The sequence below is a fragment of the Candidatus Binatia bacterium genome (assembly GCA_029243485.1).
Taxonomy (GTDB): domain Bacteria; phylum Desulfobacterota; class Binatia; order UBA12015; family UBA12015; genus VGTG01.
In genome coordinates this window covers 64,561-82,939 of the sequence record JAQWRY010000001.1, presented here as the reverse complement: position 1 = coordinate 82,939, position 18,379 = coordinate 64,561, and the positions used below count along the sequence as shown (strand labels likewise).

Below are 18,379 nucleotides of genomic sequence, written 5' to 3'. Positions count from 1 at the left end.
GGGACACTAGGTACGCGGGCTCGACGATGCAAACGGTGGTAGGTTCACGCTCATGGACGACTTCTCCGCGTTCCTCGACGACGTCCGTCGGCGACTCGCCTTGCGCGCGGAGTCCTCCGGCGTGGTCGTGGCATCGGTCGTCCGGACGCGTGGCTCCACGCCGCGGAAGGTGGGCGCGCGCATGTTGGTGGACCCGGCGACGGGGTCGGTGGGAACGATCGGAGGTGGTTGTGGGGAAGCCGAGGTCCTCGGGCGCGCGCAGCGCACCCTGGCGACGGGAGAGCCGCAGCTGGTGGAGGTGAGCCTCCTTGAGGAAGACGGCTTCGAGAGCCCCTCGATCTGCGGTGGCGTGCTCGACGTGTTCCTGGAACGGCTCGACGATGCCGTGGGCGGCGTCCCGACGATGGACTTCTTCGGTGCCGTCGACGAGCTTCGCGGCCGCGGCCCGCTTGCCGTCGTGACCGCCATTGCGGCGCCCGACGAGTGGATCGGGCGCAAGACGCTCGTGGACCAGGCGGGCGTACAGACGTTCCCGTTCGGCTCGGCGCAAGTGGATCGAGCCGCGGCCGAGGCGGCGGAGGAGGCCCTGCGCACGAACGTGCCGGTCGGCGTCTCACTCGACACGGGTGAGCGCGTCTTCGCGGAGCCGGTGGCCGAGGCGCCGGAGATCGTGGTGGTCGGCGCGGGGCATGTCGGTGCCGCCGTATGCGCGATCGCCGCGCCTGCCGGGTTCTCGGTGACGGTTCTCGATGATCGGGCCTCGTTCGCGAATCCGGTCCGGCTGCCGGCTGCCGCGCGGATTCTCGTAGGCGATCCGCCGGCGCGCCTCCGTGACCTCGGCGACCGATCCGATCGTCACGTCGTCCTGGTCACGCGTGGGCACCGCCTCGACGCGGAGTGCCTCCAAGTCGCCCTCTCGATGCAGGCCGCCTACGTCGGGATGATCGGGAGCAAGCGCCGCGTTCGTCGGATCCGCGAGTGGCTCGTGGAACAGGGTATCGCGCAGGCGGAACTCGAACGGCTGCACGCGCCGATCGGTCTCGAGATCGGCGCGGAGACGCCGGCGGAGATCGCGGTCTCGATCGTTGGCGAGATCATCGCCGGTCGGCGGCAGCGCTAGCGCCGCGGTTCGCGTTGCCGCGCACGGGCGAGATCCTCGGGCGTGTCGATGTCGACGAGCACGCCGGCATCGTCGGTCTCCACTTCGACGACCCGGTTCGGATCCGCGCGAACGACCGGCCGCGCGCCGGACTCGTCCGGGGTCGCGAGCAGCTCGTCGAAGATCTCGCGGCCGAAGACGACCGGGTGTCCCCGCCGCCCTTCGAATCGAGGCACGACGATTCGATCGGGAAGCGCGGCGTCGCACAGCGCTTCGAGTGTCGCCAGCTTCACGGCCGGATGATCGACGAGTGTGACCAGCGCGGCGGTCCGCGTGTCGTGAGGGGCGAGGGCGCGCAGGGCGATCTTCAACGAGGAGAGCTGACCCCGGTCGGGGTCGGGGTTCTCGTGGACCTCGACCTCGAGCCCCGTCGGTAGAGCGGAGCGCGTTTCGTCTGCGTGGATCCCGCAGACGACGACGAGCGGCGCGAGTCCGGCACTCTGCAGGGCCCGCAACTCGCTCTCGATGAACGTGACTCCGTCCCAGCGCAGGGTCGCCTTTGGGTGCCCCATGCGCGTGGAGCCTCCTCCTGCGAGGATGATTCCTGCGATGTCCTCCCTGCGTGCCGCCATGGCCGAGGGAGTCTACACCGTTCTCAGAAGTCGCAGTAGTTGCAGCGCGGCTCGTCCACGTATCCGCCGTCGACGCCGTTGCAGACCGCGTCGAGTTGCGCGTCGTACTCGCCGGGGTCGAACGGGTTCACGATACAGAAGCCGTGGACGTCGTTCTCATCGTCACTTCCGAGGCAGGCGCCTTCGACGTCGCCGAGATCGCCGATCTCACAAAGGCAGTCCGGCACGTCCAGGGGATCGCACGCCCCGCCTTCCGAAGTGGAGACGCAGTAGGTCGGCGTGCAGTCGAGCAAGTAGCCCTCGGGGAGGTAGCAATCCGAGTCGTCCAGGCAGAGGCACGAGCACAGCGTGCCGTCGTACTGGCAGTCGGCGCCGCAGGTCAGCGTGCTGCCGAGAAGGCAATCGTCGGGCCCGTTGGAGTTCCAGCCGCCGTAGACCTCTTCGCAGGTCTCGTTGTCGCCGAGGTCGGCGCCGTCGCAGTTCTCGCCTTCTTCGACGATTCCGTTGCCGCAGACCGGCCCGCCACCGCCGGGAGTCGGCGTTGGGGTCGAGCCTCCGTCGGGAGTCGGCGTGGCGCCGCCACCGTCAGGCGTCGCCGTCGGAATCGGGCTCGGCGTCGGCGTGATGCCGGGCGTCGGAATCGAGCCGGGTACCGGCGTCGGCGTCGGGCCTCCGGTCGGAGACACGACTTCCTTGATGGAGAAGTTCTGGTCGGCCTTCTGCCAGATCACGATCGTGTCGCTGGTCGAATTTGGAAACCCGGGGAGGGTGTACTCGCCCGCGAGGTCCTGGTTGAAGTTCTTGTCCGACGGCTTCGTGACCCAGAAGGAGTTGGTCACGGCGAGGACGTCGTCGATGTAGAGTTCCGCAGTGGCGGGCCCGGCGCCGAGGCGGTTTGCATTCGAGAGCGCACCGAAGCCGTTGTTGCTGTCTCCGCAGATCGAACTGGTATCGCCGCGGCTGGTGCCGTAGGCGGGGATAAGAGTCTCGGTCGCAGCCGAGCCCGTCAGGACGAGTCGAACGCTGCCCACGACGTCACAGATCCAACCGGAGAACACGACGATCCCGCTGACGAACTGTGAGACGCCCGGGTTCTCGAGATTACACTTGGTGACGAAACCGCCCGCGCACTCCGAAGAGGCGACGGTCGTTGCCGGTGAGGACCCGGCGGGCGCGATTCCAAAGTTCTGGATGCTCGTGGTGAACACCGTGTCGAGGGCTTCACCGGCACTCGGAAACGACGGCAGCGTGTAGGAACCGCTGATGTCGCGGTTGAAGTTCTCGTCCGTGGGCTTCGTGATCGTGAAGTCGTTGGTCGCGACGGCGACGCCGTCGAGCTTCAACACCGCGGTCGCGGGACCCGTGCCGAGACGGTTCAGGTTCGTGAGAACTCCGAAGCCGTTGTCTTCGTCACCCGTGCCGCAGTGAGCGGGGACCGCGGTGTCGGCGCGTGGGGTGCCGTAGTTCGCTTCCACGGTTTCCGAGCCGGCCGTCCCGGTGAGCTCGATCGTCACCGTGGTCGCGTTGCAGGCCCAGCCCGAAATCACCGAGACGCCGGAGCGGTACGAGCCGCCCCCCGGGTTCTCGAGAACCTGCTGCCCAGCATCGGCGCGTGGCGCCAGCAGCAGCGGAATGAGGAAGGTTGCGGCGACGAGAGAATTTCGCTGGGCGCCGCGGCCCAGCAGGGAATTGTTTGTCATATCCGTGAGCTCCGGAGTTAGCTTGGCTCTCCGCATCTGAGAGTGTCAACGGACTTTCGGGCCCGTAACTCAAGCTGGCGGTGTTGCCTATGCAGGCGCGCATTGCAGAGGGTCTGCGGGGTGCGGGGTGCGGGGTGCGGGGTGCGCGAGGCGCGGTCAGCCGTCCGCGTAGGCCTCGCCGAGCATCTCGCGTTCCTTGGCCTCGAGTACCTTGGTGACTTCTTCGTCGATGGCGCGGTACTTCTTGATCGACTCCTCGAAGCGCTCGGGGGCACCGCGCTCTTTGGCGAGTTCGCGGCCGTGCTTCCGAATCCAGTCGATGTGCCACGCCTCGTCTTTCGTGACGGTGCGCAGGACCTGCTCGGTGTCTTCGTCCAGGTTCGGGCGCCGCAGATGGCGTTGGTAGCGGCGCAGCGCGCGCTGCTCGACGACTACGGTGAGGGCGAGCAGGTCGACGATGTCGCGGGGCACGCCCGCGGCGCGGCCGATCCGCGTCTGATAGCCGTCGGCGACGATCATCGGCTTGTGACCCGCGCGCAGGATCCGGTCGGTCCAGAGCCATGCGTGCTGCGTCTCCTCGGCCAGGTGCTGCGAGAGCATCGCCTGCGCGTCGGGGTCGGTCAGGTGCTTCAGCAAACGGAAGAGCAGGTTCGCGCCGTGCTGCTCGGCGTTGCGATAGAACGAGAACATCGCGACGTCGGGCGGGATGGACGGATCCAGGCGTCCCTCTTCGATATCGATCTTGAGTGGTGTGGCCATCGCAGCGCTCCTCCGCTTCCCCCGGGGAGGCGTCGCCGCCCCGTCCCCCAACACCCGCCAGCGGTGCCGACGCAACGTACACGAACTGAAACGACGTTTCCACTAGAGTAGGGGTCGCCGTCGAGACTTTCAACTCGACCCCGAGCTGTGACGCGCTGCTATAGGCGCGGGGCCGCGGCGGGGCAAGCCCCCGCCAGCGAGGGGCCCGCGGGCGGGTCAGTCGTCGCTGTGGCACTGGGGGTTTGCGAGGACCGGTCCGGCGCTCATTACCAGGCCCTGGGCGGCACGGTCCCAGCGGTAGCAGACGTTCTGGCAGATCTGGGCGCCGCCCGGGCCGACCGTCTTCACGCCTTCGCAGCAGATCAGGCTCGGGTCGTCGAGGTCGCTCTCACAGTACCCCGCGCCGTCGTTGTCGAGATCGAGGTCGGAGAGGCGAGGGTCCGCCCCGATGCGCCGGCTGGTGCAGGTCGTCTCCAGGGTGAGCTTTTCACCCGCTCGGCTCTGGATCGACATGGAGACCTTGTGGCTGCCCGGTGACAGCAGTCCGAAGTTCAGGACGCCGGAGAAGCCGCTACGCGCAGGGGCGCCGGCCTGTTTGCTCGAAACGTCCCCGCGGCTTCCGCAGCAAGGCACTTCGATCGACTTCTGCCCGTCTATCGATACCTGGAAGGGCTGAACGAGCTCGGAGCCAGTGCTGCTGTAAACCCAGCCGCGAATGTTACCGATCCCGGCGCATTGCCCGCCGTTGACCGGTTCTTCGAGTGTTCCGATCAGTCGCGCCGTCGCGGGGCCGGCTAGGAGGAGAGGAAGGACAAGGGCCAGCGTCGCGACCGACGATCGGGGATTGCTCATGTGGGTTTCTCGGTTCGGCGGGCGGAATGGATTAGCGCTTCAAATCCGGCAGGATGGGGAGGCGGATCGCGGCGGTTTGCTTCCGCATCATCCCGGGGAAGAGCAGCCGGAGCAGGTAGATGAGTCCGAACCGTCGCGGGACGGTGACCTCGTAGGCCCCTCGGGCGAGCGCAGCGAGCACCGTGTCGCAGAACTCGTCCACTTCGATGAAGCTGTTCCGGGTTCGCTCGGGCATGCGGGCGAGCGTCGCATCGTCGAACATCTCGGTTCGCACGAGCACCGGGTACACGCACATCACGTGGATCCCGAGCGGCTCGAGTTCCATCGCGAGGCTTTCGGAGAGCCCGGTCACCGCGAACTTCGTCGCGGCGTAGCTCGCCTCGTCGGGTTGGCCGAGCCTGCCGGCGAAGGAGGAGAGGTTCACGATCCAACCGCACCCGGCAGTGCGCATCGACGGGAGGACTGCGCGGATCCAGTTCGCGATGCCGAAGTAGTTCACGTCCATCATGCGCTCGGCGTCGGCCGGATCCTGATCCTTGAAGAGCAGATGTCGCGCGTAGCCCGCGGCGTTCACGAGAACGTCGATCCGCCCATGCCATGCGAGAACCTTCCCGGACGCCTGCTCGATGGACGCGGGCGAGCCCACGTCACAGGTCACGACGACCGCGTCGCCGCCGTCGGCGTGGATCTCGGCGGCGACCTCTTCGAGTCGGTCGGTCCGTCGCGCGACAAGGGCCACGCGGGCTCCGCGTGCGGCCATCGTCCGTGCGAGACCACGGCCGAGTCCGCTGGAGGCGCCGGTGACCACCACGACGCGGTCGTTCAGATCTTTCAGGCCGGACATGCGCGGGCAGCCTAAGCGTGCCCGGCGACTTCGGAGTCTGGGCGAAGCCGCGTGCTCTTCGACCGTGGCTGGGTCTTTCGCGGTCGCGCCGGCTTCTCTCCCTCGTTCTCCATCTTTTCGATGAGCGCGAGGGCTTCTGTACGTGTCGGTCCGGGGAACGCCTGTTCGTGAGGCGGCCAGACCAGCGAGCGCACCAGATAGGGCACCGCTCTCGACAGCACGTTTGCCGAGAGGAGTCCGTCCTGGGGCATGTCGAGCATGTTCATGACCCGCATCGCAGCCCGGTAGACCTGGCCGTCTTCGCGAAGCGCGGGGCCGAAGCCCTGCTCGAGGAAGGTCTTTGCTGCGCGGCTGCTGAGTTCGGTCACGCGTGCCGTCGGGTCAGAAACCCACGACCAGGCCCAGGACCAGAGGTCGGACGGGTCGTCCTCCCGGTTCCGGTTCTCCCGCATCGCTTGAGACATCCGGTCGCTGGCGGCGGCGTGACGCCAGAACGGCTCGACCTCGACGCGGGCGCGCGCGTGGTACGTCGCGATCGCGGCGTCGATCTCGCCGGGGTGCGCATTGAGTGCCTGGTCCAGCAGTGTGACCGCAAGCATGCCGGACGTGACGCCTCGGCCATAGATGGGATTCGAGTGGTACAGGGAGTCACCGACCGCGACGAAGCCGCGGACCAGCGGGACGCCGTCCTTGTCGAAGCGTCGCTTCAAGTTCTCGAGTCCGCCCATCACCAGTACGGGCGTGTCCGCGCCGTCGATCGGTTGTGAGACGCCGTGCGCCCGCCACACGGCGATCTGCGGGAACGAGGTGATGAGCGCCTCAAACACTTTAGGGTCGGACAGAGCGCGAAAAGGGCGGTCGTCGATGTTGGCCCCGACGGTAATCGAGAAGGTGTCCCCGTCGCCGGGGAACGTCGCCAGTTTCAGCCATCCGACGTCGCCCGCGACCAGGCCGGTGCTGCCGCCCGGAGGGCGACTTCCCGTCAGTCGATAGAACCGGGTGAAGTAGTAGATCCCGGTCGGGATGCGTTCTTCCTCCGGAGCGTCCACGCCGATCGCCGAGAGCCACCTGTCCGCGTTGGACCGGCGCCCGGTCGCGTCGATCACGAGATCGGCACGAATCTGGCGCGCGCGGCCCTGTGCGCGCGGGGTCCCGCCGGACTTCCACGGGATCTGGCCGTCGTCTCCTGCGGTCGACAGGGCCGGCAGAGAGCGGATCCGTGCGCCGACGATCTGCGGTGGCTGGCCTCGGGGCCCGGGTTCGTGGAGGAGATCCTCGCAGTAGACCCCTTCGGTGATCTCGATTTCGGGGCGGCTGCGAGCGACCTCGAGCAGGGCCCACTCGAAGGCGGCGCGTCGGGCACCCAGCAGCACGAGCTCGCCGTCGCCCTTCTCGCGGGGGCCGAGATCCAGGGAGGGGGGCGTTCCGATCGTCAGAGGGATCTCGATGGTGCCTGCGGCGCGCAGGGCGGTCAGGACCTCGGGGAAGTGTTCGCGCAGGACGGCGGTCAGACGCGCGAGGAAGGTGTGCGAGTGCCGAAACTGGGGCAGGCCCGGACGCCTCCAGAATCGGAAGGCATCTTCGGGGGTAGCCACCGGCGGCCGGTGGTCGCGCTCGAGGACCCGGACGCTCCAGCCGCGCCTGGCCAGTAGGATTGCCACCCCGAGGCCTGAGATCCCGCCGCCGAGAACGAGGGCGCGACGTTTCTTGCGCGCCGGGCTTTGCTTGCGGGGTTTCTGCATCGACGCGAGTTTACCGCGAACAGGCGAGCGGCGCATCATCGACGGCGGCGATGAGGGGGACGCTGCGCGATGGGCCGGCTGACGATGCCGGGCGGCTGGGCTACTCGCCCGGGCCGCTCGATTGGCCGGAGTAACGATGCCGGGAGACGATTCCCCGCGAGGATACTGCGGCGATGCGGGCGACTACGCCGCGCGAGAAGGCGGGCCGCCGTCGCGGCGGACGCCGATCATCGCGCTGTAGTGATACAGGCGGCCCTTCGCCCGGTACTTGCGCACGTCGTTGCGCAGGACCGAGTACAGGCCGTACTGGAACGCGGACTTCGCGAGGTTCGGCAGGATGCTCGAGAGCAGCCCGTTGTGCTTGTACTCAAAGCGGCTTCGACCCAGCCGCCTATGATGCTCGGCGAAGTGGCTCTCGGTGAGTCGCGTCGGGTCCACCTCGTGGACGACCCGCGCGTGCTCCACGTATCCGATCCATCCGCCGACGGCGAGAATGCGTTGCCCGAGCTCGGTGTCTTCGCTCGCCCCGGCGGCGCCGGGGCCGAGCTTCTCGTTGAAGCCACCGACGACGTTGAACGCGTGACGGCGCAGGACCATGTTCGCGCCTGTCAGGCGCTGGCTCGGTGCTTCGGGCGACTGGTGGACGCGGACGATCGTGCCGTACTTCTCCAAGTCGCAGCGCAGCGCGGGGTCGGCGCTCGCTTCGTCGGGCCAATCGACCAGACCTTGTGCGGCCGCACAGTCGTTCTCGCTGAAGTAGTTCCAGATCTCGACGAGCCAGCGCTTGTCGGTGACGACGTCGTCATCGACGAAAGCGAGGAGCTCTCCCTCGGAAGCGGCGATGGCCGAGTTGGCCGCTCGCGATTTGCCCGGTTCGGCCACGCGCACGACCGTGCGTGCTTCTTCGTGGCGTCGCCACTCGGCGAGAAGCGAGGGCGTGCCGTCGGTCGAGCCGTTGTCCGCGACGATGATCTCGTACGGAACGGGAGGCGCGTCGAGATCCTCGAGGCTGCCCAGGAGCCGCTCGAGGCTTTGGGCACGGTCTCTCGTGGCAACGATGACTGAGATGATCGCGGGTTCGGAGGCCATGGCGTGTTCAGGGCGAAAGCTTGCCCGCCACCGCGGGACAAGGCTCGTCCTTGCCCACATCCTCGCATCCGTCCAGATCCCGGTCACCCCTGTTTCCCGTCCGTGCGGCTCCCCCTTTTCGCGGATCCCCGGCCCCGGCGGGGCCGTTTGCGGGAAAAGCCGTCGCTAAAGAGACGGCGGCGACGCCCGGAATCTCACGAATCTCGTGTCCAAGGGTCTCCAGGGTCTTGCGGTCGGCGGGGCCGATGCCCGGCTCGATCAGGAGCATCTGGGGCTGCCACTGGTGGTGAATTCGAGGCGCAGCGACTGCGGCTTCCGGCGGAAGGCCGAAATCCAGCACGTTCGTCAGGACTTCCAGGGTGGCGCTGATGATGAGGGGCCCCCCGGAGGCTCCGACCGCGACGACGGCTTTGCCGTCCTGCACGGCGATGGTCGGGGTCATGCTGCTGGTCGGCCGTTTGCGGGGTGCGATGTGGTTGGTCTTGCCGGGGGCCACGCCCCAGTAGTTCGGAGCGGGGAAGCTGAAGTCGTCGAGCTCGTTGTTGAGAGTCACGCCGCTGCCGCGGGCGCCGAGCAGGGCGCCGAAGGCCGTGTTGATCGTCGTCGTGGCGGCGGCGGCGCTGCCGTCGGGGGCGATCACGGAGATGTGACCGGTCCCGGCGTCGTCCGGCGGGGCGCCCGCGCGGCCCGCGGTTCTGGTCGTGCCGTAGTACTCGGCGGGATGCGTCTTCGCGGTGTCGATCCGGGTGCGAAGAGCGGCGCCGTCGGCGGCGGGGGGCGGCGGGTCGAACGCGGGGTCTCCGGATGAGACCGCGCGATCGGCGAACGCGTGCTGCAGGATCTCCGCGAAGAGGTGGTAGCGCTCGGGCGACGTCGCTCCGAGGCTCTTCACGTCCATTCCCGACAACGTATCGAGCGCGAGGACTACGGCGGTGCCGCCGGCGCTGGGCGGGGGCATCGTGTAGATCGTGCTTCCTCGGTACGTCGTCTCGAGCGGCTCTCTCCAAACCGGCTCGTAGTCGGCAAGGTCCTTCTCGGTCATCACGCCGCCGGCATCTCGCACGCTCTTCGCGATCGAGTGTGCGACCTTGCCCGAGTAGAAGGCCTCGGGGCCGTCCTTCGCGACCGCATCGAGCGTGTCTGCGAGTGCCGTGAGTCGGAGGGTTTCGCCTTCCTTTGGGGCGGAGCCGTCCGGGTTCAGGAAGAGGGCGGCGAGTTCGGGGTCCTTGGCGAGGCCGTCCCGGCTCGATGCGAGCTTCCTCCCCATGTGGGCGGTGACCGGGAAGCCCTCTCGGGCGAGGCGGGCTGCGGGAGCGACTAGGCGGCTCCACGGCAGACGGCCGAAGCGGGCATGCGCAGCGGCGAGCCCGGCAATCTCCCCGGGGACGCCGATCGCGTGGGGGCCGAGCCGACTTCGCTCGCGAACGTACTTGCCGTTCTCGAGATAGAGCGACTCGCTCACCGCGGCGGGCGCAACTTCGCGGTAATCGAGAGCGACGCTCTTCTTGGTGGTCGCATCGTAGACGACCATGAATCCGCCGCCCCCGATGCCGCAGGATGTGGAGTGGACGACGCAGGCCGCCAGCGACGCCGCGATGGCCGCGTCGACGGCGGAGCCACCTTCGTCGAGGACGGCAATACCGACCTCGGCCGCGATCGCGTTCTCTGCGGCCACCACACCACCAGGAGTGGCCCAAGCCGTCTGTTCGAACAGTGTCGTCGCGATCAAGACGGCAACCAGGAAATGCACGCCTGTTCTCAAGAGACGCTGGTTCTACGTCCGTGTTGTCGGGAACACAACGCGGGTGCGCATTTCCGCGGCCCATGTGATAATCGCCTCGGCCGTGGCCGCGTTCGCCGAGAAGGATTTTTATCTCGAGGAGTTCCGGGGCCGCACCCTGGTGCTCGCCGCCGATCGGGAGGTGTTGCAGGCGGTCGGCTCTCGCCGGCGCCTGGCCACGGTCGTCCGAGATCTTCTGGGGTGCGGAGCCGGGGTCGTCCTGGTTGTGGGGAACGCCCCGGCATCGGCGGCGCCGAAAAGCAGTCCCCGGACCCAGAGCGATCCGGCCGCTCTGTGGCGTCGGTGGCTCGGCTTGCCGCGGGCCCCGTCTCGTCGATCCCGGCGTGGTCCGCCCGCCGGCGGTCGGTCCGACGTCGTCGCCTGGGATCAGGCCGAGGCCGATCGCCTCGTCGATGTTTGGAGGATCCTGCGGGTCCGTCCGCTGTGTCTCGTCGTGGGGGAGGCGCCTGCTCTGGAGATGGCGTGCCGCGTCGCGTCGGGTTTTCGCGTCTCGAAGCTCGTGCTCATCGACCGGGTCGGTGGGCTCGTTCAGAAACGCGGGAAGCGCTCCCTGTCCTACCTCGACGGTTCCAGCCTGGATGCCCTGCTGGCCGTCGGTGAGGCGGAGTTCCAGGGCTTCGGGCATCGGCGGGGTCTTCTGACCGAGATCGATCAGGTGCTCGATAGTGGCGTGTCGTCGGTCAACCTGTGCAAGATCGATGGCCTCGCCCGCGAGCTGTTCACCTACGAGGGGTCGGGCACCTTCATCTCACGAGACGATCACTGCCACGTCGAACCGCTGGCGGTCGACGACTTCCACGAGGTCGAGCGGTTGATCGCGCGCGGCCAGAAAGAAGGGCTCCTGAAGCCGCGCACCGCCGACCAGATGGCCGAGGTTCTTCTCGACGGGTTCGGCGTCTGGGTCGGGGCCGGGCATCTCGCGGGTGTCGGCGCGCTCCGTAAGTGGAAAGACGGTCGTGCGTCGGTCGGCGAGATCAGCGCGCTCTATGCCTTCACGCGCTTCAAAGGGGAGGGCATCGGCGGGCGTCTGGTGAAGCGCCTCCTGCTCGAAGCTGGGCGACGAAAAATGGCGTACGTCTTTGCGGTCACGACGTCGGAGAGGGCGGCGCGATTCTTCGGGCGCAACGGCTTCACCCAGCACACGGCCGACGACGTACCGGCGGAGAAGTGGGTCGAGTACGATCCGGCTAGGCGCGCGCGCGCGCGGGTGTTCCGGCTCGACGTCGGCTGATCATCGGCGACCGATCCCGAGGATGGCGAGCAGCTTCGAGGCCATGCCGAGATCCCCGGCGATCTGCACCTTGCGGTTCATGAAGGCGAGCTGAAGCCGAAGCTCGCCGGTTGCGAGCGCGACGAAGTCGGAGCCTTCGAGGGTGAGGCTCATCGTCGGTTTCTGGTGAGCACCTCGTGCGACCTCGATGGTGCCGTCGTGGATGACCACATGATGCGTTCCCCCGTCGGGACCGCCGAGGTGAAACTGGACGACGACGTTCAGGCCGCGCGCGGCCTCGGCGTCGAACTGCTCGGGCATGTTCGACAGAATGTCTCCCGGGGTGGGCATGGCCTCGGTCTACCGGCCGGCTGGATTCTTGTCACCTGCCACATGGCCGCGCACGTGCCGTGCGCCTACCGTCTCCGGTGGATCCGAGTCCCGCCCGACCGGGCGTGTGGAGGTGAAATGGCACAGGACCGAGCGCGTGGCGTCGCCGTATCGATCGAAGACGAGCAGTACCCCGGGCCCCTGCGCCACATCTTCGACCCGCCGGACGTCCTCTTCGTCGAAGGGTGCGGGGCATGGGGCGCTGGGCTCGGTGGGCTCGCGGTCGCGATCGTCGGTGCGCGCGATGCGACTGCGCAGGGCCTGGCGACGGCACGGAGCCTCGGTCGGGATCTGGCAGCAGCGGGTGTCGCGGTCGTGAGTGGCCTCGCCCTGGGCATCGACGGGGCCGCGCACGCGGGAGCGCTCGAGGCGGGGGGCGTGACCGTGGCCGTCGTCGGGGGTGGGACCGACGTCGTGTATCCACGGAGGAACCGCCGCATCCGAGAGGAGATTCTCGAGCGGGGCCTGATCGTGAGCGAATGGCCGCCGGGGATGGAGCCGCGTGCGTACCACTTCCCGCGGCGGAACCGGTTGATCAGCGGCCTCTCGCTAGGCGTCGTCGTGGTCGAGGCGACCGAACGAAGCGGCTCCCTCATCACCGCGCGGCAGGCTGCGGAGCAGGGACGCGAGGTCTTCGCCGTGCCCGGGCCGGCGGGGGCGCCCCGCTCAAAGGGTCCGCACTCCCTCCTAAAGGACGGGGCGCGGCTGGTCGAGGACGTCCACGACATCCTGGAGGAGCTGAGGCTCGATGCCTTCGAATCTTGTGCGGAGCCGGAAGAGGAAGCGGCTGGAGCCGCGGCTCTTCTGGCCGCGATCGGCGAAGGAGCGCTGACCGTGGACGAGATGGTCGTACGAGCGCACCGAAGCGTCGAGGAGATCTGGGCGGACCTACTGGATCTCGAGGTCCGGGGTCGCATCGTCCGCGGACCCGGTGGCCGGTTCGCGCAGGCAAGTGGGCCCAGGGCATGAGCGATGGGACGCCGCAGGATCTCCGCACCGAGTTCACCTGCGAGCGATGATCGTCCCTCATGATCCTGAAGTGGGGACGCAACGGCGCGGTGTGAGAAGCCCATGCACTTTGCGCTGGGGGAAGTTTGGAAAGTTCGTGGGCTGCACGGGGTATCCTACCTGCAAGGAGGTCCCGCCGGTGGATCCGCCGGAGCCGGTTGCCTGGCGGCCGTGCATTGGCGGCCCGGATCCGGGCCGAGTTTCCCCGCGCTGTCCGGCTGGCTAAGGTCCGGGCATGACGGAACGCGTCCAGATCGTTGGAGGGGGCCTCGCTGGTTGTGAAGCCGCGTGGCAGCTCGCCCGCCGTGGCATCGAGGTCGATCTCTTCGAGATGCGGCCGGTGCGGGGCACCGAGGCGCACACGAGCGATCGGCTCGCGGAGCTCGTCTGTTCGAACAGCTTTCGGAGCGCCGAGCAGACGACTGCAGTCGGGCTTCTGAAGGAGGAGATGCGTCGACTCGGCTCTCTGGTCATGGACGTGGCCGAGCGTAACCGGGTACCAGCCGGGGGATCGCTCGCCGTCGACCGCGACGGCTTTGCCGCGGACATGAGCGCCGCGATCGAGTCGTTGCCCGGCGTCCGGATCTGTCGGGAAGAGGTGGTCGATGTCCCGAGCGGTCTGACCATCATCGCGTCGGGTCCGCTGACCTCGAGCGCGCTCGCGGAAAAGCTGCGCGTCGCCTTCGGTCAGGACTACCTCTACTTCTACGATGCTATCGCGCCCATCGTTGCGGCGGACTCGATCGACATGGAGAAGTCGTTCCGTGCCTCGCGCTACGGCAAAGGGTCGGATGACTACATCAACTGCCCCCTGGACAAAGAGCAGTACGAGACCCTGGTGGCCGACGTCCTCGCGGCCGAGAAGGTGGAAACCCGCGACTTCGAGCGTTGCGTTCACTTCGAAGGTTGTCTCCCCATCGAGGAGATGGCTCGCCGCGGCGTGCAGACGCTGGCCTTCGGACCCTTGAAGCCAGTCGGTCTCACCGATCCGCGGACGGGTCGCCGTTCTCACGCGGTCGTGCAGCTCCGACAAGACGACCACCGCGCGAGCCTATTCAACATGGTGGGCTTTCAGACGAAGATGACCTACGGAGAGCAGCGACGGATCTTCCGGAAGATCCCTGGACTCGAGCAGGCGGAGTTCGTCAGGCTGGGAAGCCTGCACCGAAACACGTTCATCGACTCGCCGCGGCTGTTGCTCCCGACGTTGCAGGCGCGGTCGCGCCCGGACTTGCTGCTGGCGGGGCAGCTCGTCGGAGTCGAAGGCTATCTCGAGTCGGCGAGCGCCGGTTACCTTGCGGGGCTGAACGCCGCGCGACTCGCCGTCGGTGCGGCGCCGATGGTGCCGCCCGCCACGACGACGCTCGGTTCGCTCGTTCGGTACGTCAGCGAGGAAGGCCGCAAAGAGTTCCAGCCCATGAACGCGAACTACGGTCTCTTCCCGGAGCTCGGCGGGCGCCGCATGAAGGGGCGCGACAAGAAGCTGGCGATGGCCGCCCGAGCCCTCGAGGATCTCGCGGCTTTCGAGCGCGAAGCGAACAGCGACGTTCAGCGAGCGGCCTGAGCCGGGCGCGACGGATCTCTCAGTAGGAAATCGGAGGACAACGTGGAGAAGGGTTCCTGGATTTGGATGGACGGCAGCTTCGTGCCTTGGGACGAGGCGAAGGTGCACGTCCTCACGCACACCCTGCATTACGGCCTCGGCGTCTTCGAGGGCATCCGTTGTTACGAGACTGAGGGGGGCGGGTCCGCCATTTTTCGGCTGGATGCGCACAACCGCCGCTTGTTTGATTCGGCGCGCATCCTCGGCATGAAGATCCCGTTCGAACCCGCGGACGTCGCCAACGCCTGCGTCGAGGCCGTGCGTCGCAACGGATTCCCGGAGTGTTATCTGCGGCCGCTGGTCTTCCTTGGCGACGGGGAGATGGGACTAGCTGCGCCGAATCCGGTTCGCGTGTCGGTCGCGGTATGGCCCTGGGGCGCGTACCTCGGCGAGGAGGGAGCGGAGCGCGGGATCACCGTGAAGACGGCCTCCTTCAGTCGCTTCCACAGCAATACGTTGATGTCGAAGGCGAAGTCCGTCGGCAACTACGTGAACTCGATCCTGGCGTCGCACGAGGCTCGCAACGCCGGATACGAAGAGGCGCTGCTTCTGGACACCGAAGGCTTCGTGGCCGAGGGCGGCGGCGAGAACATCTTCGTCATCCGTGAAGGCGTCGTGAAGACACCCGCCACCCATTCGATCCTGCCGGGGATTACGCGGTCGACCGTCCTGACGCTCCTCGAGGAGCTGGGCGTCAAGGCGAGCGAAGAGCGCCTGACGCGCGATGACATTTATGTCGCCGACGAAGCGTTCTTCACGGGGACGGCGGCTGAGATTGCACCGATCCGCGAACTCGACAATCGGGCGATCGGCGACGGGAAGCCGGGTGCGCTCACGCGGAAGATCCAGGCCCGCTACGCGGATGTGGTTCACGGTCGCGACGACGGCCACGGCAATTGGCTGACTTCGGTCTGACCGAGGAGACACGATGAACGTTCTGAATATCCTGAGCTCGACTGCTGTGACGGTTCTGCGCGGAGGCGCCGGCATGGCCGTCGGCCCCATCGGGAAGCGTCCGGAGAAGCGTCTACAGATCTACGAGTTCGAGGGCTGCCCCTTCTGCCGGAAGGCGCGGGAGGCGCTCTCTATTCTGGATCTCGAAGCGGACGTTCATCCGTGCCCGAAAGGTGGCGAGCGCTATCGCCCCGAGGTAGTCCGGCGCGGTGGGAAGGCCCAGTTTCCGTGGCTCGTCGATCCGAACACGGGCGTCGAAATGTACGAGTCCGACGACATCGTGAGGTACCTCTTCGACACGTACGGCGACGGCAACGTGCATTGGACGCTCGCCGTGCCGCCCCTCGCCACGCTGACCGCGATGCTCTCGTCGATCCCGCGTCCGGGGATCGGTGGGTTCGCCCGAGAGGCGCGTGCCCCCGAGCAGCCGCTGGAGCTCTGGAGTTTCGAGGCGTCTCCGTTCTGTCGCATCGTGCGTGAAGCGCTTTGCACGATGGAGATCCCCTACGTCTTGCACAACGTGGCGAAGGGGAGTCCGTCGCGCGACGCCTTCGTCGCGCGCTCGGGCAAGATGCAGGTGCCGTATCTTGTGGACCCGAACACGGACTCGGAGATGTTCGAGTCGGACGACATCCTCGTGTACCTCGAACGCACGTACGGTGCCGGGGCGGCCGCGAGGGCGGCCGTGGGCGCGTGAAGGCACGACTCGGTCGGCTCCTCGGGCGGGACGGGCGTTGCCTCGACGTCGCGATCGATCACGGCATCTTCAACACGCCGGGCTTTCTCGGTGGGATCGAAGACATGGGCGCGGCGGTCGACACGATCGTTGCGGCCGCTCCCGATGCGGTGCAACTCGCACCCGGGCAGGCGCATTTCCTGCAGAACCGTCCGGGGCGAGACAAGCCGGCGCTGGTCTACCGTGTGGACGTCGCCAACGTGTACGGCCCGACCCCCCCTCCCGAGCTGTTCTGTGAGTTGATCGCGGATCCCGTGGAGCAGGCGGTGGCCGCCGATGCGGCGTGTGTCGTCGTGTTCGTCCTCCTGGTCCCGGGGCATTCGGGCCTGCATCGGCAATGTGTGCGCAACCTGTGCGCGATCCGCCCTGCTTGCGAGCGCTACGGCATGCCGCTCATGGTCGAGCCGATCGCGATGAAGCCCGACGGGAAGGGCGGCTACGCGGTCGATGGTGATCCCGACACGATCAAGACCCTCGTTCGGCAGTCGGTCGAGTTGGGTGCGGACGTCCTGAAGGCCGACCCCTGTGACGACCTCTCAGAGTACGGCGGAGTGATCGAGGTCGCCGGCGGGAAGCCGCTGCTCGTTCGCGGTGGCGGGAAGGCCTCGGAGGAGGAGATCTTCCGACGCACCGTCGAAGTCATGCGCGTCGGTGCGTCGGGCATCGTGTACGGCCGGAACATCATTCAACATTCGGATCCGTCGGCGATCACGCGGGCGTTCATGGCCATCGTCCACGACGGTGCCGACGTGGAAGCCGCTCTCTCGATCCTTCGGGGCGAGTAGCGGCGCTCTCCCGACCTCTGCTAGAGCCGCACCCATGTCGTCGGGGCAAGACGTTCAGGTCGGGTTCGAGGCGGTCCGCTCTCGCGCAGCACTTTCGTTGCTCGACGACCGCGCGCTCCTGGTCGCGACGGGTGAAGACCGCTCGACGTTCCTTCAGGGAATGCTGAGCAACGAAATCGCCTCCCTTTCGGCCGGGGAGGGGACGCACGCACTCCTCCTGACCGAGCAAGGGCGCGTCGTGGCGGATCTCCGCGTGTATGCGCTCGAGAACGAGGCCTGGCTGGAGTGTCCGGCGTCCGCCCGGGGGGATGTGCGAGCGGGTCTCGAGCGCTTTATCGTTGCGGACGACGTCGAGTTGGACACCTCGGACGCAGTTGGAATCGCCGTGCGCGGCCCGGGGGCGGTAGACACTTTGGCCGCTGCGAGTGGTGAGGACCTGACGGCGTTTGCCGAAGGGCAGCATCGGACTCTTCAGGCGGCCGGCGCCGGTGCGCGGGTCGTACGTCTCTCTGACTTGGGGGTTGACGCGTTTCATTTGTGGCTTCCGGCCGGTGACCGGGACGCGGTGCTGGCGGCGTTGCGCGAACACGGCGCCGAAGACGTCTCTGACGAGGCGCTGGAAGTGCAGCGGGTGGTCGCCGGGATGGGTCGGTTGGGTACGGAGTACGGCCTCGACACGCTGGCCCCCGAGGTTCCGTCGCTCGACCGCGCGATTTCGTACAAGAAGGGCTGCTATCTGGGGCAGGAAGTCGTCGAGCGCATCGCTTCGCGCGGCAAGGTGAACTGGAAGATCGCGACGTTGCGTGCTGCCGAGCCGGTCGAGCCCGGCGACGCCATCAAGACCTCCGAGGGTGAGGTCGGGCGCGTGACGAGTGTCGTGCGGCGACCCGATGACGGGGTGGTCTGGGCACTCGCCCGAATTCGCACCAGGGCTTCGGAGCCGGGGACCGCGGTTACGATCGAGACCGGTGGCAAAGAGCAGGTGGCGGAAGTCGTGCCGCCGGCACCGCAAGCATGAAGGAGTAGATCCATGAGCAATACTTTGGGAAAGCGATACATCTGCGGGAAGTGCGGTACCGAAGCTCTGTGCAACAAGCCGGGCGACGGGAGCATCACCTGCTGCGACACCGAGATGGGTCTCAAGGAGGCGAAGCCGCTTCCCTCTTCGGACTGAG

The 18,379-nt window shown here is 67.6% G+C and carries 18 protein-coding genes; 9 read left to right on the top strand and 9 right to left on the bottom strand.

Going from position 1 to position 18,379, the window contains the following annotated elements; all coding sequences use genetic code 11:
• The first annotated feature begins 52 nt into the window (after nt 1-52).
• Nucleotides 53-1,120, top strand: a complete 1,068-nt coding sequence (locus tag P8R42_00440; GenBank protein ID MDG2303113.1) for an XdhC family protein — start codon at nt 53-55, stop codon at nt 1,118-1,120.
• Here the strand turns inward: P8R42_00440 and P8R42_00435 are convergent.
• The 8 genes from P8R42_00435 to ggt all read right to left on the bottom strand — a co-directional run bounded on the left by P8R42_00435 (nt 1,117) and on the right by ggt (nt 10,467).
• The gene (locus P8R42_00435) at nt 1,117-1,731 is read right to left on the bottom strand and encodes a nucleotidyltransferase family protein (GenBank protein MDG2303112.1); all 615 of its coding nucleotides are present in this window, start codon (nt 1,729-1,731) and stop codon (nt 1,117-1,119) included. The two genes, P8R42_00440 and P8R42_00435, sit on opposite strands and share 4 nt — an antisense overlap.
• Nucleotides 1,732-1,754: 23 nt before the next feature.
• Complete coding sequence (locus tag P8R42_00430; protein MDG2303111.1) at nt 1,755-3,431, bottom strand: hypothetical protein; 1,677 nt, start codon at nt 3,429-3,431, stop codon at nt 1,755-1,757.
• Nucleotides 3,432-3,587: 156 nt separating this feature from the next.
• Nucleotides 3,588-4,190, bottom strand: a complete 603-nt coding sequence (locus tag P8R42_00425) for a ferritin-like domain-containing protein (GenBank protein ID MDG2303110.1) — start codon at nt 4,188-4,190, stop codon at nt 3,588-3,590.
• Between the two features lie 216 nt (nt 4,191-4,406).
• Nucleotides 4,407-5,042, bottom strand: a complete 636-nt coding sequence (locus P8R42_00420) for a hypothetical protein (protein ID MDG2303109.1) — start codon at nt 5,040-5,042, stop codon at nt 4,407-4,409.
• A 31-nt stretch (nt 5,043-5,073) separates the two neighbouring features.
• Entirely contained in the window at nt 5,074-5,886 is an 813-nt protein-coding gene (locus tag P8R42_00415; protein MDG2303108.1) for an SDR family NAD(P)-dependent oxidoreductase, read from the bottom strand.
• An 11-nt stretch (nt 5,887-5,897) separates the two neighbouring features.
• Nucleotides 5,898-7,628 carry an FAD-dependent oxidoreductase gene (locus tag P8R42_00410; GenBank protein ID MDG2303107.1) on the bottom strand — a complete coding sequence of 577 codons (1,731 nt, stop codon included), beginning with the start codon at nt 7,626-7,628 and terminating at the stop codon, nt 5,898-5,900.
• Between the two features lie 183 nt (nt 7,629-7,811).
• Entirely contained in the window at nt 7,812-8,717 is a 906-nt protein-coding gene (locus tag P8R42_00405) for a glycosyltransferase (protein ID MDG2303106.1), read from the bottom strand.
• Between the two features lie 7 nt (nt 8,718-8,724).
• Nucleotides 8,725-10,467, bottom strand: a complete 1,743-nt coding sequence (ggt, locus tag P8R42_00400; GenBank protein ID MDG2303105.1) for a gamma-glutamyltransferase — start codon at nt 10,465-10,467, stop codon at nt 8,725-8,727.
• Between the two features lie 55 nt (nt 10,468-10,522).
• On the opposite strand from ggt, the gene P8R42_00395 reads away from it, so the two are divergent.
• Entirely contained in the window at nt 10,523-11,749 is a 1,227-nt protein-coding gene (locus P8R42_00395; GenBank protein ID MDG2303104.1) for a hypothetical protein, read from the top strand.
• Here the strand turns inward: P8R42_00395 and P8R42_00390 are convergent, their stop codons facing one another.
• Entirely contained in the window at nt 11,750-12,079 is a 330-nt protein-coding gene (locus P8R42_00390) for an SCP2 sterol-binding domain-containing protein (GenBank protein ID MDG2303103.1), read from the bottom strand. It abuts the gene before it with no gap.
• Nucleotides 12,080-12,196: 117 nt separating this feature from the next.
• Between P8R42_00390 and dprA the strand changes: the two genes are divergently transcribed.
• From dprA to P8R42_00355, 7 genes are all read left to right on the top strand, one after another.
• Nucleotides 12,197-13,087, top strand: a complete 891-nt coding sequence (dprA, locus tag P8R42_00385) for a DNA-processing protein DprA (GenBank protein MDG2303102.1) — start codon at nt 12,197-12,199, stop codon at nt 13,085-13,087.
• A gap of 274 nt (nt 13,088-13,361) precedes the next feature.
• Nucleotides 13,362-14,690, top strand: coding sequence for a methylenetetrahydrofolate--tRNA-(uracil(54)-C(5))-methyltransferase (FADH(2)-oxidizing) TrmFO (gene trmFO / locus P8R42_00380; GenBank protein MDG2303101.1), 1,329 nt, complete (start codon nt 13,362-13,364; stop codon nt 14,688-14,690).
• A 42-nt stretch (nt 14,691-14,732) separates the two neighbouring features.
• Nucleotides 14,733-15,644: a branched-chain amino acid transaminase gene (locus tag P8R42_00375; GenBank protein ID MDG2303100.1), complete on the top strand. Its 912-nt coding sequence runs from the start codon at nt 14,733-14,735 to the stop codon at nt 15,642-15,644.
• A gap of 13 nt (nt 15,645-15,657) precedes the next feature.
• Complete coding sequence (locus tag P8R42_00370; GenBank protein ID MDG2303099.1) at nt 15,658-16,380, top strand: glutathione S-transferase N-terminal domain-containing protein; 723 nt, start codon at nt 15,658-15,660, stop codon at nt 16,378-16,380.
• Nucleotides 16,377-17,204: an aldolase gene (locus P8R42_00365; GenBank protein MDG2303098.1), complete on the top strand. Its 828-nt coding sequence runs from the start codon at nt 16,377-16,379 to the stop codon at nt 17,202-17,204. Before P8R42_00370 ends, P8R42_00365 begins: the two co-directional genes overlap by 4 nt.
• Before the next feature lie 34 nt (nt 17,205-17,238).
• Nucleotides 17,239-18,222 carry a glycine cleavage T C-terminal barrel domain-containing protein gene (locus P8R42_00360; protein ID MDG2303097.1) on the top strand — a complete coding sequence of 328 codons (984 nt, stop codon included), beginning with the start codon at nt 17,239-17,241 and terminating at the stop codon, nt 18,220-18,222.
• Nucleotides 18,223-18,234: 12 nt separating this feature from the next.
• A complete protein-coding gene (locus tag P8R42_00355) occupies nt 18,235-18,378 on the top strand; it encodes a hypothetical protein (protein ID MDG2303096.1) in 144 nt (47 codons plus the stop codon).
• Nucleotide 18,379 lies beyond the last annotated feature (1 nt).